This window comes from Enterococcus sp. AZ128, assembly GCF_051714485.1.
GTDB lineage: Bacteria > Bacillota > Bacilli > Lactobacillales > Enterococcaceae > Enterococcus_A.
On the sequence record NZ_JBIORZ010000004.1, the window covers coordinates 49,250 to 73,751 of the forward strand.

Below are 24,502 nucleotides of genomic sequence, written 5' to 3' on the forward strand. Positions count from 1 at the left end.
CTATTCTTTGTATTTTTGCTCTCGCAACGCACGAACGAATAAACTGATTTCACGCAACCAAACAGCCTCGTCCATATTTTTAGCAATCGTTAATTTCATAACCATTTGATCTTTTTCAATACCCAATGTAGCTTTCATCTTTGTTGCACTTAACGCTTCAAAAAGCTGCTCGACTTTGTAAGCCTTCGTACCGACTTTACTCAAGGTAATGATGATCTGCTGCTGGCGTTTTTGGATACTTTCAACCAGAGCACGATCGCCGTCCATTTTAATTTGTCCAATGTTTAATAGGTTCGCCACTTCATCTGGGTAATCACCAAATCGATCTACCAGATCAGCTTCTACTTCATCCAACATCTCTGTACTTTCCAACTCGCGAATTCGTTTATAGATTTCGATTTTTTGTCGTTCATCTACAATATAAGTTCCTGGAATATACGCATTGATTCCTAAATTGATTTCTACCGAAGTCCGTTCAACTTGGGTGTTTTTCCCTTGTTTGCGATCAACTGCCTCAGATAACATTTGTGAATACATATCAAAACCAACCGCATCGATAAAGCCATGTTGCTGCGCACCTAAAAGATTCCCTGCACCGCGAATTGATAAGTCCCGCATCGCGATCTTAAATCCCGAACCTAATTCGGTAAAGTCTTTAATTGCCTGAAGACGTTTTTCACTGACTTCATTCAATATTTTTTGCGGTTCGTACATGAAGTAAGCATAAGCAATTCGACTGCTTCGCCCAACTCGCCCACGCAGCTGATACAAGGTTGATAACCCCATATAATCAGCGTTTTCAACGAATAGTGTATTGACGTTAGGAATATCCACACCCGTTTCGATAATCGTCGTGGTAACTAAAATATCATATTGTCCGTCAATAAAGTCCATCAGCGTGTTCTCTAATTGAACTTCCGTCATTTGCCCATGAGCAAATCCGATTTTAGCATCCGGCACCAACATTTGCAGTTCTTCTACTTTCCGTTCAATTGTTTCTACACGATTATATAGGTAGAAAGATTGACCCCCACGAGCCATTTCACGTTCGATGGCTTCACGAATCGCACCTGGATTAGTTTCCATCACATAAGTTTGGATTGGATAACGGTTTTCAGGCGGCGTTTCAATCACGGATAGATCACGAACACCTAACATCGACATGTGCAATGTTCGAGGAATTGGCGTCGCTGTTAACGTCAAAACATCTACTTGAGAGCGTAATTGTTTTAAACGTTCTTTGTGCTTCACTCCAAAACGTTGTTCTTCGTCAATGACTAATAAACCTAAATCAGCAAACTGCAGATCTTGTGATAAAAGACGATGAGTTCCTACAACGATATCAACCTGCCCAGTACGAATCTGTTCAATGGTTTCGTTCTGCTGTTTCTTCGTACGGAATCGACTCAACATCGCGACATTGACTGGAAAATTTTCAAAACGTTCAGTCATCGTATCATAATGCTGCTGTGCCAAAATCGTTGTGGGTACAAGAAAAGCAACTTGTTTATTTTCCTTGATCGCTTTAAACGCCGCGCGTAAAGCAACTTCAGTCTTACCAAACCCAACATCGCCGACTAACAAGCGATCCATTGGACGCGTTTTTTCCATATCATGTTTAATTTCAGCAGTACTTCGCAGCTGATCATCGGTTTCACTATATGGAAAAGCATCCTCAAATTCCTTTTGATACTCGTCATCCGGCCCAAATGCATAACCACGTTCCGCTTCCCGTCTAGCGTACAATTCGATCAAGTCGTCGGCAATATCTTCGATTTTTTTCGAAACCTTGCTTTTCGTCTTCGTCCATTCACTGCCGCCCAGTTTATTGATTTTCGGCGGTTTTGCTTCAGAAGAAACATACTTCTGGATCAAGTTTAGCTGAGTAACTGGAATAAACAGCTTGTCATCTTTCTGATACAAGATCGACATGTAATCTTGATGGACACCGTCGATCTCAATCGTTTCCATCCCGATGTATTTTCCTATCCCATGATTCGCATGTACAACGTAATCGCCTGGTTTTAGTTCATTATAACTCTTCAAGCGCTCAGCATTGGAAATCGTTTGTCGTCGCGCGCGTTTTTTAGTGACCTTTTGAAAAATTTCACGTTCCGTCACCACAACCAATTTGTCCTGCGGCAACTCAAACCCATTTGTTAACGTTCCCGTAACAATCTGGGTCTGTCCAACTAATAAATCGTTAGGCGTTGTTTGAACCGCCTGAATATCGACATCTTGAAATTCTTTGGTCAATTTTTCTTGACGATCTTGGTCTGATACAAGGAACAAAACAGTCTGCTCTTGTTTCTGCCAACGATCCACTTCCGTTTTTAACAAAGGCATTTGGCCAAAAAATTGTTGCATCGAGCGATATTGGAAATTATGGATCGCCTCAAAACGCAGATTTCCCATTCCTTTTTGAAATAATGAGAAGAAGCTTGTAACAAGTTTCGCTTTTTTTATCAGATCATGAGCATTCATTCCAAAAGATTGTTCAGAGAAGACGCGCATTTCTTCAATTTTTTGTGTATGCCATTCGGCCTCTTCCCTCTCCATTTCACGATGAGTTTCCATCATGCGAGGATAATCATCTACGAACAGGAGGGCATCCTTAGCAAAATGATCCAATAGCGAAACTTTTTCTTCATACAACAGATCTGTATAATACTTGGCCTGATCCGTCGGAATACCATCTTCCCAAGAAGCAATCAATTGCCCAAAATAGTCATTCAAAAAATTGTAGGCTTCTTTTTCTTTCGTAACCGCTAAACGATTTTGTAGAAGTTGATTTACTTTTTGAACACCTTGCGCTAGATCTTCCGCAGAAAAGACTAAATCTGTAGTAGGAGTGATCCAGACCTCATTTAGATTTTCCACCGAACGCTGAGTCTCTGGTTCAAAGTAGCGCAATGAATCAACTTCGACATCAAATAATTCAACTCGTACAGGATACTCTGTCGTCAGAGGATAAATATCGACAATACTGCCGCGCATACTGAATTCTCCCGGTTTGCCGACCATTGTTTGACGCTCATAGCCCATCAGTACTAAACGCTGCGCTAAATTCTCTAAGTCAACTTCACTGCCGATTTTCCAATGCAATTGATTGGCTTGCCATGTTTCAATCGTGGGTAAATATTTTCGTAATGCCGCAACAGGTAAAACATAGATTCCTTTCTCGCCTTGAGACAAAGCTTGCAAAGTCGCTACTCGTTCTGCTCGTGCTTCTGGCGATGCAAAAGCCATTTCGGCCGAAAGGACTTCATCTACTGGAAAAAGGTGAACATCCTCAATAATATTGCGCAGTTCATCAGCCAATTGATTACTATAGTAGAGATTTGGCACAACAATCACGGTTTGTTTTTGACTCATCTGATGTGCAGCCGCCATTACTAAGGCCTTCGCTGAACCAGAAAGTCCAATTAATAATTGCCGCTTGGCTTTTTTGTCCAAATTATCTTGCCATTCTTTCACTAACGGCAGTCGATTTATAAATTCAATCAAATTCATTCTTCTTGCTCCTTATACGTTCCTTTTCATCTGTTGAACTAAATTCTTTTAGCAATACATTAGTTAAATCGATTCATTGTTTGCAGGAAGTCGTTGCCTGAGATAAAATCATCAACGGCTTCAGCCGCTCGAGCAACACTGTTTGCAATAACAGCCGTATCTTCTTTACTAAAAGTGCTTAATACATGATTCACAACTGTTTTCCCATTTGGACGACCGATCCCAATTTTGATTCGATTAAATTCTTGTGTCCCGATATGTGAAATAATGCTTTTTAGTCCATTATGTCCGCCGGCACTCCCCTTTTGCCTCAAGCGTAATTTACCAAGATCCATATCTAAATCATCAGCAATTACTACCAACTCCTCCAAATGGACACCAAAATAGGTCATCAACGGACCTACAGCACGTCCGGACTCATTCATAAAAGTCAGCGGCTTTATTAATAGAATCTTTTCGCCATTAATAAAATAATCCGCCACTTCTGCTTCAAAAGCGTTTTTTTTGAAAAGGGCTCCATGTTCTTTCGCCAAACGATCCACAACCATAAAACCGACATTGTGCTTTGTATTTTCATATTTTTTGCCTGGATTACCCAGACCTACAATCATTTTCATATTATTCCGCCTCATTCTTATTTTAGATAGATAACATTTTCTTCATACTTAAACATTTTATCGATTTTCATCTGCATGACAAAATGCTGGATAGTCAAATGACTACCCAGTCCAAAATTTTCTTTATACAGTATAACACAAACTAACCTGTAGTGACCGTTTTCAGTACTTTAAGTCTCCTTTAATATTCTGTTATTTTTGAAAAAACTTTATCGTATCAGTCTCCTAAGCTATTAGCACATGAAGCGTTTTCTTTTGAAACAGCAAAAATAACTGTATTATTAATGAGTAAAATACGTGACAAGTTTCATTAATTAGTGTTATCATTCCACTGGAAAAACAAATATAAGAAGGGATTGGTACACATGACTGCAACAGCAGCTAGTAAAACCCATCAAAAAGTAATGTTAATCGGAGACGGCGCAGTAGGTTCAAGTTATGCCTTCGCTCTAGTCAATCAAAATATCGCACAAGAAATCGGTATTATCGATATCGATAGCAACCGTACACAAGGAGATGCAATTGACTTATCACATGCATTGGCCTTCACATCCCCTAAGAAAATTTATTCTGCCTCATACGAGGATTGTCATGATGCTGATCTAGTTGTTATTACAGCTGGAGCGCCACAAAGACCAGGTGAAACTCGTTTAGACCTAGTCGGTAAAAACTTGCGTATCAATAAAAGTATCGTTGAACAAGTTGTTGCTTCTGGCTTCGACGGAATCTTTTTAGTTGCCGCTAACCCAGTAGACATCTTAACTTACTCTACTTGGAAATTCTCTGGCTTCCCTAAAGAACGCGTTATTGGTTCTGGTACTTCACTAGATACAGCTCGTTTCCGTCAAGCAATCGCTGAATTAGTCGACGTTGATGCTCGTAACGTCCACGCTTATATTCTAGGCGAACATGGCGACTCAGAATTTCCAGTTTGGTCACACGCCAACGTTGCTGGACTACAAATTTACGAATGGGTAAAAGACAACCCTGAAGTTGATGAAGAAGCTTTAGTAAACTTATTCTTCGGTGTACGTGATGCAGCTTATGAAATCATCGAGAAAAAAGGTGCTACATTCTATGGTATCGCTGTTGCCCTAGCGCGTATCACTCGTGCAATCCTAAATGACGAAAGTGCAGTATTCCCATTATCTGTATACTTAGAAGGGCAATACGGCCAAAACGATATTTATATCGGAGCTCCTGCAGTAATCAATGCTAAAGGAATCCAAAATATCATCGAGATACCATTAAGCGATGCTGAAAAGGATCGGATGGACGCTTCTGCTTCTCAACTAAAAGAAGTGATGGATAAAGCTTTCGCTGATCTTGAAGCTGAAGGAAAATAACTATTTTCTCCGCAAAGAATTATGAATTATTCTTTGCGGTTTTTTTAATATTTACTAACGTTTCAAAACATATCACTCGTATTTAAATCATTCTATGGTATATTTATATTCGGTATATCATTTTGAATTCGACTACTATTTTGTATAGTGATCCTTCGATATATAATGAGGACCAAATAAAAGGAAATGCAATGAGGAGTTATTTCGATGACAAGAAATGAAAAAAGAAATTCTCGTAGCCGAACGCGAATCGGTATGATTGTTGTATTAGGTTTATTGGTAATTTTAGTTGGCGGTTACGCCTTTCGCAGTACATATTACGCTCAAAGATTTCTCCCTAACACGGTAGTCAATGGGGTCAAAATCAATAACTTGACGGTGAGCGAAGCAAACCGGAAAATTACTCGTGAGCTGTCAGATTCACCTTTCCTAATTAAAATCGACAGTAAAAATTGGAAAGAAATCAATCGTAAAGACCTAGGATGGAAAAACGATTACCTCCCTGGTTTAAAGGCGCTACAGAAAAAGCAAAACCCATTTAGCTGGGGAATGCAATTAGTTTCTGCCGCAGATACAAAAGATGTTGACGGCAACACTTTAGACGAAAATGAATTAGACGCTGTTAGTGAAGCGATTCGTGCAGAATTGACTCAAACGAACACCACACGGACAGCAACAGAAAATGCTAAAGTTACTCGAACTGACGATGGTTTTGAGATCACGCCTGAAAAACAAGGAAACACGATTGATGTTGATGCTGCCGTAACTGCTTTTAAGGAAGCTGCTAAAGATGGTAAACACGATATCGATTTTGATGAATATCTTTCCAAACCAACCATCACTAAAGATGATGCTGATTTGAAAAAGACCATGGATAAAATGAACGCCGTAGCAAAAATTAAAGCTAACTACAGTATCAATGGAGAAACTTTCCAAATCCCATCTTCAGATATCAACAGCTGGTTAGTTGACAAAGATGGCACGATGTCTCTTGATAAAGAGAAAGTCACTGCCTATGTTACAAGCTTAGGTGAAAAATACAACACCAGTTCGAAACCGACAGAATTTAATAGTACTCGTCGTGGAAAAGTATCTGTTCCATCCGGCACGTATAGTTGGACAATCAATACGTCAGAAGAAGTTGATGCTTTGACAAAACAAATTTTAGAAGGTAAAGATTTCACTCGTTCACCAGTCGTCACCGGTGCAACAACAGCGGATAAACCGCTAATAGATAAAACGTATATCGAAGTAGATTTGGAAAGCCAACATATGTGGTACTACAAAGATGGTAAAGTCGCTTTAGAAACTGATATCGTCAGCGGTAAACCAACTTCACCTACTCCGGCTGGTGTCGATTATGTTTGGTCGAAAGAAACCAACAAAACCTTAAAAGGGAAAAACGATGATGGTTCCGATTATGCAAGCCCAGTTAAATATTGGATGCCAATTGACTGGACCGGCGTTGGGCTACATGATTCTGACTGGCAACCTGAATATGGCGGCGAGCTCTGGAAGACACGCGGTTCTCACGGTTGTGTAAATACACCACCAAGCGTAATGGCTCAATTATTCGATATGGTGGAAGTCGGCACACCAGTACTAGTCTTTTAGAACAAAATAAAAACCAGCGAAAATTCGCTGGTTTTTTTGTTTACTCCATACTTGTTACATTCTCCTCAAAAGTGCTGCTTATTCTGCCGAAGTAAAGACTTCAGAAACATCATCATCGTCTTCTAACCTCTCAACTAAATGATTTAATTTTTCCTGCTGCCCTTCGTCTAAACTAACTGTCGTTTGCGGAATCATAGTCAGTTCAGCTTGCGCTAAAGTAAATCCGTCTGCTTCTAATTGATCACGCACAGTAGTAAAATCTTCTGCGGCAGTATAAATTTCAAAAACTTCTGGGGAGATCTCCATGTCTTCCGCACCAGCCTCTAGTACCTTCTCAAACATCATATCCTCATTCGTCGATAAGTTTTCACGTTCAATAGCAATATATCCCTTACGGTCAAACATATAATTTACGGACCCAGTCTCTCCTAAATTACCACCATTTTTCGAAAAAGTTACACGAACATTCGTAGCCGTTCGATTGCGGTTATCTGTTAACGTATGGACTAATATTGCCACACCTCCTGGACCGTACCCTTCATATGTGATTTCATCGTAATGCTCACCTTCACCTGCTGAAGTTGCTTTTTTTATAGCACGATCAACATTATCATTGGGCATATTAGCCGATTTAGCTTTATCAATTACTAGTCGTAATGCAGGATTGATGCTCGGGTCAGGACCACCAGCTTTAGCTGCCATATAAATTTCCCGCGATATCTTTTGAAAAACTTTTCCTCTTTTAGCATCCTGAGCATTTTTTCGCCCTTGAATATTATTCCACTTACTGTGTCCTGACATGGTAGTATACCTCCAATTATTTTAATCTCTATTATTGTCCGCCTGAAAACATTTTTCGTCAAGAATAATCCCTATCATCGTTTCTTGCGGATTGTTCGATAAGCGATGATAATCAGACATGCAGTTAATGCCCCACATGAGTCTAGCATAACATCTTGAAATAAAGGGGTTCGCCCACCAGTGAGCATTTGATGAAACTCGTCTGTAGCTGCATAACCTGTTGCGGCCAACCAAGCGAAAAACAGACCTAAGACCGATGATTTTTGTTTCAGTTTGGGTGATAATCCTAAGTATAGGCTACCGCCTAAAATAAAGTATGTCATAAAATGAGCGGCTTTACGAATAAAGAATTCAACAAATTTAACATAGCCTTTTGTAGAAATGCTTACTTCACTACCAGCGTAGTCAAATGAAACTCGACTAAAAAAATCTTTCAACGGTTCGTTCACCAATAATTTTTGAATCAACGATACTTGACTTTGCTGCTGATAAGTCATCGATGAGCTGATGAAGAGGATCACCATCATCAAACCAGCTAGAGCTAAATAGAAATTACCGTTTTTCAATTGTTTCTGCATTGCTTTTTCCTCCATTAAAAAAACCGGTACGAATTTCGTACCGGTCACGATTGATTAAGTTAAATTACATGCGAACTGCAAAGCTTGGTGCATAGTAGCTTACAGAACTTACAGTAACTGTTTCACCAGGTTGTGGTGCGTGGATATATTGTCCGCCACCCATTGCGATAGCTACGTGGTATGAACCACCAGGGCTACCCCAGAAATACAAATCTCCTGCTTGTGCTTCACCAACTGAGATACGAGTCCCAGCTGATTCTTGAGGAACTGTCCAGCCGCCGATTTCACGACCAGTAGCTTGACGATAAACATATGCAGTAAAACCAGAACAGTCAAATCCTGCAGGTGTTTTCCCCCCCCATACATAAGGCGTACCGATATACTTCATCGCTTCCGCAACTACCCCGCCAGTATTTCCAGATGGTGCAGGTGTTGGAGTTACAGCCGGTGTTTCAGTATTAGTAGCCGGTGTTTCAGGTGTTGATGGTGTAGTCGGCTCTGTTGTTGATGGAGTCGTTGGTGCAGGTGTCGGAGTCGCTCCGCCGCCTTGGAAATTATCTTCGCTAGTTGAAGAAGATTCCGTTGCACTTGATTGTGTTTGTTGTTCAGTTGATGAAGATTCAACTGTTGAACTTTCAGTTGTTGCAGTACTTGCAGCAGCCTCTTCTTGTGCTTTACGATCAGCTTCTGCTTTAGCGTCTGCATCAGCTTTCGCTTTGTCTGCTTCCGCTTTTTGAGCAGCTTCTTGCGCTTCTGCTGCTTTACGAGCTTCTTCTTGAACACGTTGTTGTTCTTTAATAGCAGCCTCTTGTTTCTCCGTCAAGTTTGCTTTTTCACTCTCAGCAGTTGCTTGTTCTGCAGCTAATGTCGTTGTTTGAACGTTTAAGTCTGCTTGTTTTGCAATTAAATCACCTTTTTGGCTTTCCAATGTTGCTTGGTTAGCAGTGATTTGTTCTTGTTGTTTTTGATTTTCAGTTTGTTTTTGTTCAACTTCTGCTTTATCCGCTTTTTGTTGTTCAACCAAATCGTTGTTCGCTTTCACGATTGTTGACATTGCTTGAACGCGGCCAACAGCGTCACTGAATGATTCAGCATTCAATACTACATCAATAACATTTGCTGATGATTGTTTTACTTGTACATCGCGCGCTTGTTCTTTGATTGCTTCTGAACGTTTTTCGATACGTTTTTGTAATGTTTCGATTTGCTTTTGCAATTCTTGAGACTTTTCTCTCAATGATGCTTGTTCATTTAATAGACCTTGTGCTTTATCGTTAATTGAAGCAACTTCGCCTTCTAATGCACTGATTTGTGATTGTGCATCAGTCTGTTGGTTTTGTAAACTTGAAATTTTTGCGTCTTGGTCAGCAATTTTACTATCAAATTCATCGGCAGAAGCTGCGGCTGGAGCTGCTAATGCGCTTAATGTTACTGAACATACCATTAATGCTGATAACAAACTTTTTTTCACTCTAATGTCCTCCGACTACTTAATGTTTTATTTTGAATTTTATTAGACTTTTTTCTAACACATTCATGAGTTTACCACAGCTGTATGTCATCCGTATAATAGCTTTGTTACAAAAACATTTCATTTCACTATTTTTTAGTTACAAATTGAGAATACAAAAAAACAGAAGAAAAATTCTTCTGTTTTTTTATTTCTGTTGAAATTTTATGCTTTTCCTTTATATACCAAGCTCTTCCTCTGGCGGTCCAATCAAAATTTTCTCTAATGGGAAAATTAAAATCACAAAAAGAAGGATATTAAAAAGCAATGTTGGTCCTAAATAGCGAGGTACAAAAAAGTCGCTACTGACCCCAGTCAGACCAAATATGGTTTGCAACAATAAACTAAGCAGTTCAAAAAGAGTCACGCTGATCACGACCGTAAAAAAGAGTGTTAAGATATTTTGTTGAATCGTTTTTCTGAAAAGATAGAACAACATGACTAGCAACGGAAATATCACGGCATAGATTCCAATAACTCCAATATAATAAAGATCATACAAAGTCCCCAAAACCAAAGAGGTTACTAATAGAAATCGCTCATTGACAACGCGCGAAATGATCATTAAGACTAATAGTGCTAAATGAGCATTCGCAACATACGCATTATCTGTTAGTGAAGCAATGATCCGAGTGACATGAGCGTCTAGTAAAAACAAGCAAAATAATAAAATTGGTGTGATGTACTTTAGGGTTGTCCGTCTAATCATTCGGTCGCTCCCGCCATTCTTTGGATAATCGTTACAACGGAAATGTCATACATCTGCGCATAGGGTTTGATGTACACTTCTCGATTTAATCCATTACTGTCTGGTTTCACCTTTACGACTGTACCGATAGCAAGATCAGCTGGTGATTTCCCACCTAATCCTGAAGTTTGGACGACATCCCCCTCTTTAATATCTTTTTCACCATTGTCTTGTGTGGCAACTAGCTGCTGATTTTTTACATCATACTTATTCAAAACGCCAAAAGAATTGCCGTCACCTGTACTTATTTTTATAGGAAAATGATTACTACTTTTATTATCAGAAGTTAATAATTGAATTTTAGATGAATGTGCATTTACTTCCAACACACGACCGATCAATCCTTTTTGAGACATGACCGCCATATTTCCTTCGACACCATCACTGCTGCCTTTGTCAACAATCAGCATATCCTGCCACGTATCTGGAGAACGTGTGATGACATTTGCTGTAACTTTTTCATAGCTAGTCAACGTTTGATTCAATTCGAGCTCTTCCTTTAAACGCTCGATTTCTTGTGCTTGATTTTTTGTTTGCTGTTTCATTTCATCATATTGATCAACTTCACTTTTCAACTTCTGATTTTCATCGTAAGTGTTAATCAAATTGGAAACAGATTGAACGCCGCTGCTGATCCAACGTCCAGGTGCGGTAATTACTTTATCAACAACACCAATAGTGTCATTCACAGCTGATTGGACAATATTCGTATCACTGTCTTTCGCACGATTCGATGCTGTGATCATGACTGTTGCCACAACAATAATAACTACAATTAATAGGATAATAATATTCTTATTTGGATTAAACTTTCTCACTTAGGCACCTCTGAACGCTATAATATAGAATAAATTTTACCACTAAACGCAGGGATTAAAAAGCATCGACGGTTGATTTTAAAGAATTTTAGTATCTCTCATAAAATAGAAAAAAAGCGGCAAATTCGTTTCGAAAAACGACTTCTACCACTCCTTTTAAATATCTCGACTTTGAATCACTGCAATCAATCCATCTGAAAAACTGACTTCAGCATCTCCTGTCATAAATTCATTACTAGCTAGACTCGTCGGCTGTAAAAAATCAACTTCCGAAAGTTCATATTTTACATTTTTCAATGTCAGTTTTTTTACAGGCGTCAAACAGCAAAACGCCAAGTACTTCATGGCCGATTTTTTAGTGATTTTATGCCTTCCAGGTACGATGTAACTCACTATATTCCCTTGATCTTCAATCTTTAACTGCGACAAATATGGAAAGAAGCGCGGTTCAACACCTAGCCATAGATTGGCTAATAAATGATCCAAACGTCCTCCAGTTGCACCAATCAATGTAACTTCGGCATCTGGAAAACGGTCAAACGCTTTGACTAATGCCAGTTGCGTATCCGTGTCGTCTTTTTCTGCTGGAGAGGTCGACACTTCAACGACTGCATCAAATACTTCCTTCTTTTCATCTTCGTTCAATGAATCAAAATCACCGATTGCTAGGTCGGGCACAATCCCTCGACGCAAAAGGAATAAATTGCCTCGATCAATACCAACGATTTTATCAAATTTATATGAAAAAGCAGGCCAGTGATTAGGATCACCGCCTGCAACAAGTAAAATTTTCATTAATCGATGGCTGCTCGCAATGCATTGATTTTTTCTTGCGGGTTTTCTGCGTCATAAATATATGATCCTGCAACGAAAACATCGGCACCTGCCGCTGCACATTTTTTAGCTGAGTCTGGTTGAATCCCACCATCTACTTCAATTTCATAGCGATACCCATGTTCTTTACGTAAACGATCTAGTTCTGCAATTTTATCAACAGTACTTTCAATAAATGATTGTCCGCCAAAACCTGGATTAACTGTCATCACTAAAATTTGGTCAACATCGCCTAAAACATATTTGATCGACTCAACCGGTGTACCAGGATTTAACACAACACCTGGTTTCACCCCAGCTGCTTTAATCATTTGAACAACACGATGAATATGCGGTGTAGCTTCCACATGAGCCATAATGATATCCGCGCCAGCCTTAGCAAAATCATTAATATAATTTTCTGGGTTAGCAATCATCAAGTGAACATCCAATGGTAGTTTAGTCACTGGTCGCAACGCACTCACAACGACTTGACCAAAAGAAATGTTCGGCACAAAGTTTCCGTCCATGACATCAATGTGAATGTAATCAACCCCTGCGTCTTCCACCATTTTTACTTCTTCGCCTAGTCGTGCAAAATCTGCACTTAAAATCGATGGTGCAATTTTCATAGTCTGTACTCCTTTTTCATTTTAATGTATTTATTTTCCCCTTCAGGAAAATTAAATGGATCATTTATTTTTTTTATAAATGGGACGGCGTTTTTCGATCTCCTGCAAAAACTGTAAATAGTTCTCATAACGCGTTTTAGCAATCTTGCCTTCTTCCAAACGATGTTTCACTTCACAGCCTGGCTCTTTGACATGTCGACATTCGCGAAACCGGCATTCCGGTGCAGCAGCACGAAATTCAGGAAATTCTTTAGGCAGCTCTTCCACAGAAAGCTCTAAGAAATCGATTGAACTAAACCCAGGTGTATCAGCTACTAATCCACCAAATATATCTAATAATTCTACGTGTCGGGTAGTATGACGTCCGCGTCCTAATGAATCAGAAATCTCCCCAGTCTCTAAATTTAAATCCGGTGAAACATCATTCAATAACGTTGACTTGCCAGCTCCAGATTGTCCCATAAAAACGGTTAGCCTATTCACGAATAGATCTGTTAGCTTTTGTTTATCCTGTTCTCCATCGATCACTGGATAACCTAATGGCTCATAAACTGAACGAATTTCTTCTACTAATCCTTGATCAGCAACCAAATCTGTCTTGGATAAATAAATAATTGGTTGAATGTACTTATCTTCCAATGTAACTAAAAAGCGATCCAATAAATTATAAGAAAAATTCGGTTCGACCAAGCTTGTCACTATCACACCTTGATCAACATTGGCTACGGGGGGACGAATCAATTCATTTTTTCGCGGTAGTAGTTCCAGTATGTAACCTTCACTGTTTTCTTCGCTACTGAAAATCACCTCATCTCCGACTAAAGGTGTCAATTTCTTTTTGCGAAAATTTCCTCGTGCACGAGTCTGATGAATCTTTTCTTCACTAGCAACATAATAAAAACCACTTAAGGCTTTACGAATCTGTCCTTCGATCCGTCTCATCTCCTTTAATTTCAAGTTTATTGTAGCATACTTCAAATTTAATTACAGTACAAATAACCTAAAAACCTTTCCTAAAAAAATAGGAAAGGTTTTTTCTATGGTACTGTGATTGTTTCTGCCTTTTGAACAGTTTTAGTAACAGCTGCTTTTCCGTTTCGCTGAACTTCAATAGTCGCTGATCCGCCCTCAGTAGTTGTAACAGAAACCGTTTGCTCCGTCGAAGAGGTATTTTTGTCCAATTTAAAATTCAAAACTTGTGTCGAGCTTGTATTTTTAGCATCCTTCAACATTACAGTAATCGTATCTTGTTGATTTTCTTGACCAGTAAACTTCGCTGAAATCGTTACATCAAAAGTAGTCTCTTTATTTTCGGGGCCTCTGGAAATATATACAGTCACCGTATCACCGGCTTTCAATGATGATGTTCCTGCACCTGGCTCTGTCCGTATAACTTTACCTACTTCAACATCATCTGAAAATTCTTGCTGCTCAGAATACTTCAGTCCAAGATTTGAGATTGTGGCTTCTGCTGTTGCCTTATCCTGTCCCGTTAAGTCGTCTAACTTAACATAACTTGAACCAGAACTAACCTTCAAAGTAATCGTATCTTTTGATGTCAAGGCAGTCCCGCTGACTGGATCTTGACTGACAACTTCTTCAGCTGGCGCTGTCTCACTTGATACATCCACTCGATTAATTTGATTTTTTGTAAGGCCCAGTTGCAATAGACTTTGTTCAGCATCCGAATAAGTCATTTGAGAATAATCTTCGATTTTAAATGTCTTAGGTCCTTCCGAAACTTCAAGTGTGATCTCATCTTCTTTCGGATCAACTTTTGTGCCAGACTTTGGATTTTGACTTAAAATCTGATCTACAGGAGCTGACTCGTCATTAACTTTCTTGATTCGAATATTCTTTTCTAAAAAACCGATTTTTTCTAATTCTTCTCTCGCATCGTCAATTGAGTCACCCTCATAGTCTTTTAGAGTCACCTTTTTCGTACCCGAGCTGATGTATAGTCGGACAGAACGATTCCTTTTGATCCTTGCTCCAGCCTCTGGATTGGTTTTAACAACACGGCCCTTTTTGATCGTGTCACTAGGCACCTCATCCGTTTTACTGTCGATAGTTAATTTCGCAGCTTTTAATGCTGTACGTGCTTCCGTCTCAGTCATATTCTCAACTTGCGGGATTGAAACTTCTGCTGAACTAGTCAAAAGATACCCTACGAATCCGCCAATTGCCAGCATCAATAATAAGAAGATAGCAATAAAACGTTTCTTGCCTTTTTTCTTCTTCGGTTTTTCCTCAGTTACTGGGGGTTTTTCTTCTAGTTTTTCAGCAGGAATATCTTCCGGCTGAATCGGAGTCAGTACGATTGTTTCATCCAACATAGCGGTTGGACGCCAGGGCAATTCGTTTGCACGCTCTGGTGTCAATGCTGTCGAAAGGTCCGCCGCCATTTCCTCTGCTGTTTTATAACGGTCCGCGGGCTCCTTCGCAGTAGCATGCATGACTATATTTTCCAACGCTTGCGGCACTTCTGGATCAAAGCCTTTTACCGATGGCATCTCATCTTGAAAATGTTTCAATGCGATTGTAACAGCTGATTCTCCATCAAAAGGCACACTACCGGTGATCATCTCATACAAAATAATCCCTAAAGCATAAATATCTGATTGTTTTGTTGCCATACTGCCGCGGGCCTGTTCTGGTGATAGATAATGTACAGAACCCAGCATAGAGTTCGTTTGGGTCAGAGAGGTTTCAGATAAGGCGATCGCAATCCCAAAGTCAGCAATTTTTACCACGCCTGCCTGATCCATCAAAATATTCTGAGGCTTCAAGTCACGGTGAATGATCCCGTGGGCATGAGCCAAACTTACTGCAGATAGAATTTGTTCCATGATATCTACAATTTTTCCGTAAGGGATAGGTGAACGCGTTTGAATGTAACGCTTCAGATCCATTCCCTTCACATATTCCATGACCAAATACTGCATACCACTTTCTTCGTCTACATCGTAAACACCAACGATATTAGGATGAACCATTTCGGTCGCCGCTAGTGCCTCACGCTGAAAACGTCGAATCGCAGTTTGATCATTTTGAAAGTCAAATCTCAATATTTTGATGGCAACATCACGATCCAAAATTAAATCGTGGGCCAAAAAGACGTTAGCCATACCGCCGCTGCCGATACTGGCGATGACTTTATACCGTCCATTGACCAATTTGCCTATTTCAATCATGGACGAGCCTCCCCTTCAAAATGAATCAACAAAACAGTGATGTTATCCGCACCGCCAGCGTCATTAGCTGCATTGATCAATTGCTTAGTCTTTGCTTCTAAGGTTTGGTCGCTTTCCACGATCGCTAAAATATTTTCCTCGCTCACCATATTAGTCAGACCATCTGAACACAACAATAAGTAATCCTCTTGATGGCACTGATGTTCTGAAACATCGGTTTTAATTGTTCCAGCAATCCCAACTGAACGCGTTAAAACATTTTTTTGTGGATGAATAGCTGCCATTTCTTTTGTGATTTCGCCAGATTTCAGCAATTCATTTACCAATGAATGATCGTCTGTCAATTGCTGCAATCGGTCATTCTGAATTAGATATGCTCGACTGTCGCCTACATGAGCCAAAACAAATTTTTCATCTAGCAAGGCGGCACTAACAATTGTTGTCCCCATTCCCTGCATCTCTGGATGATCGATTCCTTCTTGATAAATTGCTTCATTGACCTTTTGAATCTCTTCTAAAAACCATTGAGCTGCTTCTTCCGGCTGTGCGATAGTCGAGGTCGACCAAGCAGCGCCTAAACCGTCAACAGCCATCTTGCTAGCGACATCCCCTGCCAAATGACCGCCCATGCCATCGGCTAATATCGCCAAATACATACCTGCTTGATTGGTAAAAACATTTGCATAGTCTTGATTCATATTGCGCCGCTTACCGATGTCTGATTGAAATTGGATCTCCATCTTTTTGTCCACCTCATTTATCTATTTTTTTCGCATTGCACAAATAAAGAAGCCATCTGTCATAAACATTTCTGGATATAAAACCAACATTTGTTCATGAATCGCCGGCTGTAATTTCATTTCTAAATCTAGTTCAATTTTTTCAAAATCAGGGTGCGCCGCTAAAAATTCTGCAACCACCATTTGATTCTCTTCCCTAGCAATTGTACATGTACTGTATACCATAATTCCACCAGATTTCAATGTAGGAGCGCAATTCTTTAAAATTTCTAGCTGAATTTTGGGTAATTGAATAAAATCTTGTGGTTTTTTCTGATATTTAATGTCCGGCTTTCTACGCATCAACCCCAGACCCGAACATGGTGCATCTACCAAAATACGGTCAAAACTTTCTATTGCAAAATGTTCTGATGCTTCACGAGCATCCATTTTTTTCGTCACTACAGTATCTGCTACACGCAAACGTTCCGCATTTTCGTTAACTAATTTTAGCTTATGTTCATGGATATCCAATGCCGTTACTGATCCTTCGTCTTGCAACAAAGCAGCGATGTGAGTTGTTTTTCCCCCAGGAGCAGCACAAGCATCTAAAACCTTTTGCCCTGGCTCTATCTGTAGCGCTTGAGCAACTAACATAGAGCTTTCATCTTGGATGGTCAACCAACCATTTTGAAACAACTCACTACCTGCTAAAAAGCCTTTGTCTGCCACAACACCATACGGGGAAAGCTCACTGATTCGAGCTTCGATTCCATCTTCTTCCAAGGCTTCGATAGCCTCAGCTCGTGTTAGAAAGCGCAGATCAATTCGTGCACTAACTCGACTCGGCTCCAGCAAAGACAACCCCAGTTTACGAGTTTCATCTTCACCGATCTCTGCCACAAATTTTTCAGTTAGATAGTTAGGCAGACTGATCTCTGTTGCTAAACGTTCAATTGGATCTTGAATTTGATCCAGTGATGGCACGCCCTCACGCTGAATTGAACGTAAGACGCCATTAACGAATTTGCCTGTGCCCGGGTTTCCTTTAGCCTTAGCGATTTCAACCGCTTCATTGATGATCGCATGATCGGGCACCCTGTCTAAATAAAGCATTTGATAGACAGATAATTGCAACAAACTTTTAACCCAGGGGTCAACTTTTTTCGCTTTTTTTATAAACGGTTCGATATCATACGCTAATAAAAGTTGACGACTAATTGTTCCATATACAAGCTCAGTCAATAAGGCTGTGTCTTTTCCATCAACCTGATTTTTTTGGATCAATTCATTCAATAATAAATTCGAATAAGCGCCGCCGCGATTAATTCGTTCAATTGCTTCAAGTGCGGTAAAACGGACTGAACGTAATAGTTTTTTTGGAATTTTTGCCATCTACCCCACCTGCTGTCCTTCTGTGACAACTTGACCGCTGCCGTTTAAAAAAGCTTGAATTGTTTGTTTAGCTTTACCGGCTGGCTGCAATTCATCTACAGCTAGCACCGTACCGTCCCCACAAGCAATATGCAGTGCTTTTTTCGTACGAGAAACAATCGTTCCAGCTACTTCTGTCGTTGTTTCTTCTAATGGTGTCGTTCGAAAAATTTTCCAACGAGCGCCTTCATAGGTTGTAAAAGCTACAGGCCACGGGTGCATCCCGCGAACTTGATTATCAACTTCCTCAGCTGTCTTCTGCCAATCAATCGCTTCTTGCTCACGACTGATATTTGGTGAGAAAGTCGCTTCTTCTTCATTTTGAGGCGTTGGCTTCAGCTCGCCAGATATAATCTTAGGCAACGTCCTTAACAATAATTCTTTTCCAACTTGGCTTAATTTTTCAAACATTGATCCAACATCGTCTTGTTTAGTTATGGCGATTTTTTGCTGGCTGAAAATACCGCCAGCATCCATTTTCTTGATCATCTCCATGATTGTTACGCCTGTTTCAGTCTCGCCTTCCATAATTGCATAATGGACAGGAGCCCCACCACGATATTTCGGTAATAACGAGGCATGGACATTGATTGCACCTAATTTAGGAACTTGCAATAATTTTTCTGGCAAGAATTGTCCAAAAGCTGCCGTAACCAATAGATCTGGTGCTAATTCTTTGATTTTTTCCATTTCTGGCGAACCACTGATTTTCTCAGGTTGTAAAACCAATAAATCGTGCTTCAATGCGGCTTCTTTCACTGGTGTTGGTGTAATGATCTTCTTACGTCCAACTGGACGGTCTGGTTGGGTAACGACCGCAGCGATATCATAACCCGCTTCGATTAAACTTTCTAAAATCGGCACTGAAAAAGCCGGAGTACCCATAAATATAATTTTAGTCATCGGCATGTTCCTCCATATAACGTTCTAAATCTTCAGGTGTGATGATTTCAATCACTTGATCGATAAATAATTTGCCATCTAAATGATCAATTTCATGTTGAAAGGCACGAGCTAAATAGCCATAAGCTGTGACCTCCATCTCAGACCCCTCGCGATCATAATAGCGCACAGTTACCTCATCGGCTCGTTCAACTGTTCCGTAAGTTTCTGGTATTGAAAGACACCCTTCAACATCGATACTCGTTCCTTTATGTTCAATAATCTCTGGATTAATAAAATCAAAACGATCGCCTTCTTCGACTTCCACGACTGCGATTCGTAAATTTTTTCCGATTTGGGGTGCAGCAATCCCAATGCCGTCATGAGCTACCATCGTTTCATACATATCATCTAGCAATGTAACAATCTCATCAGTGATGTATTCGATTGGCTCAGCCTTTCTTAGCAGACGTTCATCGGGGTGAATAATAATTGGGTAACGCATTACTAACGTCCTCCTTCATTGCGGCTTCCTAAATAAAATACATCGGTTCATTATCAATAGCGATCAACAAGCCTTGGCGCTGATCCTTTTGACTCACCTGTAAAATATCCTCTAAGGTCGCTTGCAGTTTTGGTTCATTTTTATATTTGATGATCAGTTGGTAATAATAACGATTTTTGATTCGTAAGATTGCTCCGGGCGTCGGACCTAACAAAATACTTTGCGGACTTAATTGTTGTCGCAATTGCTCAGCCAATTGGAACGCTTTTTGTGCAGCTCGCATCTCTTCTTGATGAGAGACTGTTACCTTAACCGTGTAATAATACGGCGGATAATCTGTTTGATGTCGAATCCGCATTTCTTGCTGGAAAAAGCTTTCATAATCGTGATGCTGGGCTAATTGAATCGTGTAGTGCTCTGGGTTAAACGTCTGAATGATCACTTCGCCCGCTTTATCACCGCGTCCAGCCCGACCGCTGACCTGCGTCAGCAATTGGAACGTCCGCTCACTCGAGCGAAAATCTGGTAAGTTTAACGCTGTGTCTGCGTTTAACACCCCAACGAGCGTCACATTGGGAAAATCCAATCCTTTTGCTATCATTTGTGTCCCTAACAAGATATCTGCTTCTTTATCACCAAAAGCGGTTAATATTTTTTCATGTGCACCTTTACGTCGTGTCGTATCGACATCCATTCGTAAAACGCGTGCTTCCGGAATCAACTCTGCTAACTCTTCTTGAACTTTTTCCGTACCTGTCCCGAAATAGCGAATTTTGTCTTTGCCGCAATTCGGACAATGATGTGGAATTCTCTCTTCATGACCACAATAATGACAACGCATCGTTTTCGTATCCATATGGAGCGTTAGAGAGATATCACAATTGGGACAAGGCAAAACAAACCCGCAGTCGCGACACATGACAAAAGAAGAATAACCGCGTCGATTTAACAATAGGACACTTTGCTCACCTTTCGCCAATCGATCGCGTATTTTCCCTTCCAACACTTCGGAGAAAGAGGAATTCAAGCGCCGCTGCATTTCTTCACGCATATCAACGATCTCAACTGTCGGCAATTGGGCTTTGGCATTCGCTCGTTCAGTTAACTTTAATAACTGATAAACACCTTTTTGACCACGAGCACGAGACTCCAAAGAAGGGGTCGCACTGCCAAGAACAACTGGACAATTATGATACTTACCGCGCCAAACAGCTAAATCTCTAGCATGATAGCGGGGTGTCTCTTCTTGTTTATAGCTTGTTTCATGCTCCTCATCAATAATGATTACACCGAGATTTTCAAGCGGAGCAAAAACAGCTGAACGTGCGCCAACTACTACATGGGCTTCGCCGCGTTCTAACTTACGCCACTCATCGTACTTCTCTCCTTGAGACAATCCGCTATGTAAAACAGCCACTTCACTGCCAAAACGTGCTTTGAACCGTGTTGCCATCTGTGGTGTCAAAGAAATCTCCGGTACTAGCATCATCGCAGTTTGCCCGTTTGCCAATACATCTTGGATAACTTGTAAGTAGACTTCCGTTTTGCCGCTTCCAGTCACCCCTTCTAATAAGAAAACCTGATGATTGTTAGCCAAACTTTGTTGACTGATCGCCTCGTACGCAGTTCTCTGTTCTGGGTTTAACTCTAACGCTGAAGTTTGTTTAATCTCTCGCTCAGCGTAGGGATCACGATATTTTTCAACTGCAATAAACTCCAACCAGCCTTTTTTTTCTGCCTGACTCAAGTTAGACGCCGTGAAATCCTCCGCCTTCATCTGTTTAACAGAAATCAATGCTTCCTCTGAAAGTATCGCTAAATAATCCAATAATTGTTCTTGCTTATAGGAGTTTTTACGCAAATCCGCTTTTAATTCTTCTAATTTTTCTACTGGAAAGGTTCGCTTGATATAGCGCTCAGTCTTTATTCTATTTTTTGTATGAACTTCATAACGCAGCTCAATGATTCCTTGCTCACGCAACGTTGCTAGTTCTTTTAACCATCCTTGAGCTTCAGCTTCTTCCCAAGTTAAAGAATCTGCTTCCCCGAAATATTTATTTTGAACCGTTGGATCGTCCACGACAAGATACAACCGTTTTTGATAATCGGCCTTCATTACGCTGGGCAGCATCGTCTGCAAACAGGTCACCTTAAAAGCAAATGTGGTGTCTTTCATGTAATCAGCCAACGCCAATAATTCTTGATTTAAGACAGGCGTTAAGTCTAACACTCGAATAATCGGTTTCAAATTATCAGGTAACGGTTCAGGAGCTGACTCAAAACCGACAACAAATCCTTGAACATGCCGAGGACCAAAACCGACCTCTACTCGCATTCCGATTTCTACCGCTAATTGAGGCGGGATCAAGTAGCTAAACGGCTGATCCGTTTGCATCGCTGGTACATCTACGATCACTTGTGCTAATTTCATTCTTTCCGCCTCCATTCCTAAACAGTGTACTAAATTTTATGTAGGTACGTCTAAATTTATGAAGTTATGTAAAAAATTCTTTGACACAAAAAGAAGGGACTGCGCCAAAAGTATTTGGTACAATCCCATTTACACTTCATCAGCGAGAAATTTTTCCGCGCTTAGTTTTGTTCGTTGCGAATACGTGCTTCTAGATCGCGTTGATCACGTTCACGTTGCAAGTGACGCTCTTCCTCTTCCATTTTCAAACGTTCACGTTTGATTTCTGGATGCGGATCATTGATTACAGCTCCTGCATCGATTTCTTCCAATGCTTGTCCAACACTCTTAACTGATTCAAAGGAATCTAACGTTGGTTGCGCACCTGCATCTAGTTCATGGGCGCGTTTGCTGGCTAAAATTACTAGTGAATATTTTGAATTCACATGGTCTAACAACGTATCGATAGAAGGTTTTAACATCATAAGCTTATATCTCCTTTAACATTTTAATATATTTACCAATCACTCGGTCAACTCGGTAGTGTTCACTGACGATAATATCCTTGATACGATCGACAGCTTTTGGTACTTGATCATTAACGACAGCATAATCATAAAGAGCCATCATTTCGATTTCTTGGCGCGCAACGCGCATTCGTTCTTCAATCACTTCAGGGCTATCGGTACCTCGACCAACGATCCGTGCTTTTAATTCAGCGAGATCCGGTGGTGTCAGAAAAATAAAGACTCCATCAGGCACTTTTTCTTTTACTTGTTGAGCGCCTTGGACTTCGATCTCTAAAAAAACATCTTTCCCTTCATCCAATGTTTTATTCACATAAGTCAAAGGGGTACCATAATAATTTCCAACGTATTCAGCATACTCCAACATTTCGCCTGCTTCGATCATTGCTTCAAATTCTTCTTTGGTACGGAAATAATAATCGACGCCTTCAACTTCGCCAGCTCGCATCGAACGAGTGGTCATTGAGACAGAGTATTGGAACTCATTATCGTCTCTTTCAAAAATGGCTTTTCTGACCGTTCCTTTTCCAACTCCGGAAGGTCCCGACAATACAATCAACAGTCCTCGTTCAGACATACTAACGCCCTTTCATGCTCTTTTTAGCTAACGCCTATTGTGCACTTTTTTTGTGAATATTTCAAGAGGTATAATTACCTAAGCTTCTATTTCTTAGGAAATCCCACCTAATTTATTCGACATTTTGAATTTGTTCGCGAATTTTTTCTAGGATCGTTTTTAATTGGACAACGATGTCCTTGATCTGGATTGGGCTTGATTTGGAACCAATCGTGTTGACTTCTCGATTCATTTCCTGTAATAAGAAATCCAGCTCGCGGCCAACAGGCTCAGTTGTTTCCAAGAGTTGTGCCAATTTCTCCAAATGGATAGTCAGACGATCCAGTTCTTCATGGATATCTCCGCGTTCCAACAAAATTGCTAATTCCGTCAGCAAGCGATCCCGATCAACAGTATTTCCTAAGTACTCCTCTAATTTTGCTTGATAACGCTGTTGGAAGTCTGCCTCATACTCGGTCACAAAACTCTTCAATTCAGTTACAAGAGTTCGAACATTGCTGCCATATTCTTTCAGTATTTTTTGAATCCCAGCTCCTTCATGTTCACGGCTGACTGCTAATTGCGTGAACGCTTCGGTCGCTACTGCTTGAACCAATCCTTCTAATGTATCTTTTTCAGTTGGTTGATCGACTAGCGTTACAAAATCCGATTGTTCCATCGCTTTGACCAGAACCTGCTCTGCAGGAAAATCTACAATACCAAAATGTTCTTTCCCTCCGTTTTGCAGCTCCATGACCAATTGTTGCAATAACTCCCAATCAACAGAAACTTTTTTGTTGCCGCTTTTTAAAGGGGTTAAATTGATGAACACGTCCACTCGACCACGTTGAATCTTCTCTTTCGCAATCTTGCGAATCAACGCTTCAAAAGGATTCAATTCTTTCGGCATTCGGATCTGCAAGTCTAAAAAACGATTATTGACGCTTTTTAACTCGATATTCAGTTCATACGTCTCACTCGCTTGAAACGCCTGACCATAGCCTGTCATACTTTTCATTTGGTTTGTTCCCTTCTTTTGAAAAAATCACTCACTACATATTCTTCAATGTTTCTTTCAACACAGCAAATTCTTCATTGCTCAAAGTAACGCCTTTGCCCATTTTTTCATGCTCTGGTGCCCAGTCTCGCAAATCAAACTTCGGTGGCCGTTCATTCCAGCTGACTAAGTTCAATTCCTTGCGCCAGCCTTTCGGATTTTCTGATAAGACGGCGATTTCTTCTACGATTTCATAATTAAATTCTGCCATTGCAGTTCCTCCTAATT

Annotated in this window: 22 protein-coding genes; 2 read left to right on the top strand and 20 right to left on the bottom strand. The window is 40.3% G+C overall.

Annotation, left to right across the window (positions count from 1 at the left end):
- Positions 1 to 3,513, bottom strand: a complete 3,513-nt coding sequence (gene mfd / locus IGI38_RS21460) for a transcription-repair coupling factor (protein WP_438733932.1) — start codon at positions 3,511 to 3,513, stop codon at positions 1 to 3.
- Between the two features lie 59 nt (positions 3,514 to 3,572).
- Positions 3,573 to 4,130 (bottom strand): aminoacyl-tRNA hydrolase, encoded by a 558-nt coding sequence (gene pth / locus IGI38_RS21465; protein WP_438733933.1) that lies wholly within the window; start codon positions 4,128 to 4,130, stop codon positions 3,573 to 3,575.
- Positions 4,131 to 4,495: 365 nt separating this feature from the next.
- Here pth and IGI38_RS21470 point away from each other — a divergent pair, with 365 nt between their 5' ends.
- The gene (locus IGI38_RS21470) at positions 4,496 to 5,476 is read left to right on the top strand and encodes an L-lactate dehydrogenase (RefSeq protein ID WP_438733934.1); all 981 of its coding nucleotides are present in this window, start codon (positions 4,496 to 4,498) and stop codon (positions 5,474 to 5,476) included.
- 207 nt (positions 5,477 to 5,683) lie between these two features.
- On the top strand, positions 5,684 to 7,090 hold the full coding sequence (locus tag IGI38_RS21475) for a L,D-transpeptidase family protein (RefSeq protein ID WP_438733935.1): 1,407 nt from the start codon (positions 5,684 to 5,686) through the stop codon (positions 7,088 to 7,090).
- 78 nt (positions 7,091 to 7,168) lie between these two features.
- On the opposite strand, the gene IGI38_RS21480 is transcribed toward IGI38_RS21475, so the two are convergent.
- From IGI38_RS21480 to IGI38_RS21565, 18 genes are all read right to left on the bottom strand, one after another.
- Positions 7,169 to 7,891, bottom strand: coding sequence for a YebC/PmpR family DNA-binding transcriptional regulator (locus tag IGI38_RS21480; protein WP_438733936.1), 723 nt, complete (start codon positions 7,889 to 7,891; stop codon positions 7,169 to 7,171).
- Positions 7,892 to 7,965: 74 nt separating this feature from the next.
- Positions 7,966 to 8,469 (bottom strand): VanZ family protein, encoded by a 504-nt coding sequence (locus IGI38_RS21485; protein ID WP_438733937.1) that lies wholly within the window; start codon positions 8,467 to 8,469, stop codon positions 7,966 to 7,968.
- Positions 8,470 to 8,533: 64 nt separating this feature from the next.
- Positions 8,534 to 9,940 carry a C40 family peptidase gene (locus IGI38_RS21490; RefSeq protein ID WP_438733938.1) on the bottom strand — a complete coding sequence of 469 codons (1,407 nt, stop codon included), beginning with the start codon at positions 9,938 to 9,940 and terminating at the stop codon, positions 8,534 to 8,536.
- A gap of 217 nt (positions 9,941 to 10,157) precedes the next feature.
- Positions 10,158 to 10,688 carry a rod shape-determining protein MreD gene (mreD, locus tag IGI38_RS21495; protein ID WP_438733939.1) on the bottom strand — a complete coding sequence of 177 codons (531 nt, stop codon included), beginning with the start codon at positions 10,686 to 10,688 and terminating at the stop codon, positions 10,158 to 10,160.
- Positions 10,685 to 11,545: a rod shape-determining protein MreC gene (gene mreC, locus IGI38_RS21500; protein WP_438733940.1), complete on the bottom strand. Its 861-nt coding sequence runs from the start codon at positions 11,543 to 11,545 to the stop codon at positions 10,685 to 10,687. Before mreC ends, mreD begins: the two co-directional genes overlap by 4 nt.
- A gap of 156 nt (positions 11,546 to 11,701) precedes the next feature.
- Positions 11,702 to 12,340 carry a thiamine diphosphokinase gene (locus IGI38_RS21505; RefSeq protein ID WP_438733941.1) on the bottom strand — a complete coding sequence of 213 codons (639 nt, stop codon included), beginning with the start codon at positions 12,338 to 12,340 and terminating at the stop codon, positions 11,702 to 11,704.
- Positions 12,340 to 12,990, bottom strand: a complete 651-nt coding sequence (gene rpe / locus IGI38_RS21510) for a ribulose-phosphate 3-epimerase (RefSeq protein ID WP_438733942.1) — start codon at positions 12,988 to 12,990, stop codon at positions 12,340 to 12,342. The genes IGI38_RS21505 and rpe overlap by 1 nt, the downstream gene beginning before the upstream one ends.
- A 60-nt stretch (positions 12,991 to 13,050) precedes the next feature.
- Entirely contained in the window at positions 13,051 to 13,932 is an 882-nt protein-coding gene (gene rsgA / locus IGI38_RS21515) for a ribosome small subunit-dependent GTPase A (protein ID WP_438734382.1), read from the bottom strand.
- A gap of 95 nt (positions 13,933 to 14,027) precedes the next feature.
- Positions 14,028 to 16,184 carry a Stk1 family PASTA domain-containing Ser/Thr kinase gene (gene pknB / locus IGI38_RS21520; protein WP_438733943.1) on the bottom strand — a complete coding sequence of 719 codons (2,157 nt, stop codon included), beginning with the start codon at positions 16,182 to 16,184 and terminating at the stop codon, positions 14,028 to 14,030.
- On the bottom strand, positions 16,181 to 16,924 hold the full coding sequence (locus IGI38_RS21525) for a Stp1/IreP family PP2C-type Ser/Thr phosphatase (protein WP_438733944.1): 744 nt from the start codon (positions 16,922 to 16,924) through the stop codon (positions 16,181 to 16,183). The genes pknB and IGI38_RS21525 overlap by 4 nt, the downstream gene beginning before the upstream one ends.
- A 21-nt stretch (positions 16,925 to 16,945) precedes the next feature.
- Positions 16,946 to 18,298: a 16S rRNA (cytosine(967)-C(5))-methyltransferase RsmB gene (gene rsmB / locus IGI38_RS21530; protein WP_438733945.1), complete on the bottom strand. Its 1,353-nt coding sequence runs from the start codon at positions 18,296 to 18,298 to the stop codon at positions 16,946 to 16,948.
- The gene (fmt, locus tag IGI38_RS21535; protein WP_438733946.1) at positions 18,299 to 19,240 is read right to left on the bottom strand and encodes a methionyl-tRNA formyltransferase; all 942 of its coding nucleotides are present in this window, start codon (positions 19,238 to 19,240) and stop codon (positions 18,299 to 18,301) included. It lies immediately after the preceding gene.
- Positions 19,233 to 19,724 (bottom strand): peptide deformylase, encoded by a 492-nt coding sequence (gene def, locus IGI38_RS21540; RefSeq protein WP_438733947.1) that lies wholly within the window; start codon positions 19,722 to 19,724, stop codon positions 19,233 to 19,235. The genes fmt and def overlap by 8 nt, the downstream gene beginning before the upstream one ends.
- Positions 19,725 to 19,752: 28 nt before the next feature.
- On the bottom strand, positions 19,753 to 22,155 hold the full coding sequence (priA, locus tag IGI38_RS21545; RefSeq protein WP_438733948.1) for a primosomal protein N': 2,403 nt from the start codon (positions 22,153 to 22,155) through the stop codon (positions 19,753 to 19,755).
- 161 nt (positions 22,156 to 22,316) lie between these two features.
- Complete coding sequence (rpoZ, locus tag IGI38_RS21550; protein WP_316402343.1) at positions 22,317 to 22,619, bottom strand: DNA-directed RNA polymerase subunit omega; 303 nt, start codon at positions 22,617 to 22,619, stop codon at positions 22,317 to 22,319.
- Positions 22,620 to 22,623: 4 nt separating this feature from the next.
- Positions 22,624 to 23,238, bottom strand: a complete 615-nt coding sequence (gene gmk, locus IGI38_RS21555; protein WP_438733949.1) for a guanylate kinase — start codon at positions 23,236 to 23,238, stop codon at positions 22,624 to 22,626.
- Positions 23,239 to 23,350: 112 nt separating this feature from the next.
- A complete protein-coding gene (locus IGI38_RS21560; protein WP_438733950.1) occupies positions 23,351 to 24,235 on the bottom strand; it encodes a YicC/YloC family endoribonuclease in 885 nt (294 codons plus the stop codon).
- Positions 24,236 to 24,269: 34 nt separating this feature from the next.
- Positions 24,270 to 24,485 carry a YdbC family protein gene (locus IGI38_RS21565; protein WP_438733951.1) on the bottom strand — a complete coding sequence of 72 codons (216 nt, stop codon included), beginning with the start codon at positions 24,483 to 24,485 and terminating at the stop codon, positions 24,270 to 24,272.
- Positions 24,486 to 24,502 lie beyond the last annotated feature (17 nt).

Excerpts from the sequence above, each read along its gene's own strand:
- rsgA (WP_438734382.1), bottom strand. The coding sequence starts at position 13,932 with ATGAGACGGATCGAAGGACAGATTCGTAAAGCCTTAAGTGGTTTTTAT.
- priA (WP_438733948.1), bottom strand. The coding sequence starts at position 22,155 with ATGAAATTAGCACAAGTGATCGTAGATGTACCAGCGATGCAAACGGAT.
- IGI38_RS21505 (WP_438733941.1), bottom strand. The coding sequence starts at position 12,340 with ATGAAAATTTTACTTGTTGCAGGCGGTGATCCTAATCACTGGCCTGCT.
- IGI38_RS21480 (WP_438733936.1), bottom strand. The coding sequence starts at position 7,891 with ATGTCAGGACACAGTAAGTGGAATAATATTCAAGGGCGAAAAAATGCT.
- gmk (WP_438733949.1), bottom strand. The coding sequence starts at position 23,238 with ATGTCTGAACGAGGACTGTTGATTGTATTGTCGGGACCTTCCGGAGTT.
- rsmB (WP_438733945.1), bottom strand. The coding sequence starts at position 18,298 with ATGGCAAAAATTCCAAAAAAACTATTACGTTCAGTCCGTTTTACCGCA.
- IGI38_RS21485 (WP_438733937.1), bottom strand. The coding sequence starts at position 8,469 with ATGCAGAAACAATTGAAAAACGGTAATTTCTATTTAGCTCTAGCTGGT.
- fmt (WP_438733946.1), bottom strand. The coding sequence starts at position 19,240 with ATGACTAAAATTATATTTATGGGTACTCCGGCTTTTTCAGTGCCGATT.
- rpe (WP_438733942.1), bottom strand. The coding sequence starts at position 12,990 with ATGAAAATTGCACCATCGATTTTAAGTGCAGATTTTGCACGACTAGGC.
- IGI38_RS21560 (WP_438733950.1), bottom strand. The coding sequence starts at position 24,235 with ATGAAAAGTATGACAGGCTATGGTCAGGCGTTTCAAGCGAGTGAGACG.
- def (WP_438733947.1), bottom strand. The coding sequence starts at position 19,724 with ATGCGTTACCCAATTATTATTCACCCCGATGAACGTCTGCTAAGAAAG.
- IGI38_RS21565 (WP_438733951.1), bottom strand. The coding sequence starts at position 24,485 with ATGGCAGAATTTAATTATGAAATCGTAGAAGAAATCGCCGTCTTATCA.
- pth (WP_438733933.1), bottom strand. The coding sequence starts at position 4,130 with ATGAAAATGATTGTAGGTCTGGGTAATCCAGGCAAAAAATATGAAAAT.
- mreD (WP_438733939.1), bottom strand. The coding sequence starts at position 10,688 with ATGATTAGACGGACAACCCTAAAGTACATCACACCAATTTTATTATTT.
- IGI38_RS21470 (WP_438733934.1), top strand. The coding sequence starts at position 4,496 with ATGACTGCAACAGCAGCTAGTAAAACCCATCAAAAAGTAATGTTAATC.
- pknB (WP_438733943.1), bottom strand. The coding sequence starts at position 16,184 with ATGATTGAAATAGGCAAATTGGTCAATGGACGGTATAAAGTCATCGCC.
- IGI38_RS21475 (WP_438733935.1), top strand. The coding sequence starts at position 5,684 with ATGACAAGAAATGAAAAAAGAAATTCTCGTAGCCGAACGCGAATCGGT.
- IGI38_RS21525 (WP_438733944.1), bottom strand. The coding sequence starts at position 16,924 with ATGGAGATCCAATTTCAATCAGACATCGGTAAGCGGCGCAATATGAAT.
- mfd (WP_438733932.1), bottom strand. The coding sequence starts at position 3,513 with ATGAATTTGATTGAATTTATAAATCGACTGCCGTTAGTGAAAGAATGG.
- rpoZ (WP_316402343.1), bottom strand. The coding sequence starts at position 22,619 with ATGATGTTAAAACCTTCTATCGATACGTTGTTAGACCATGTGAATTCA.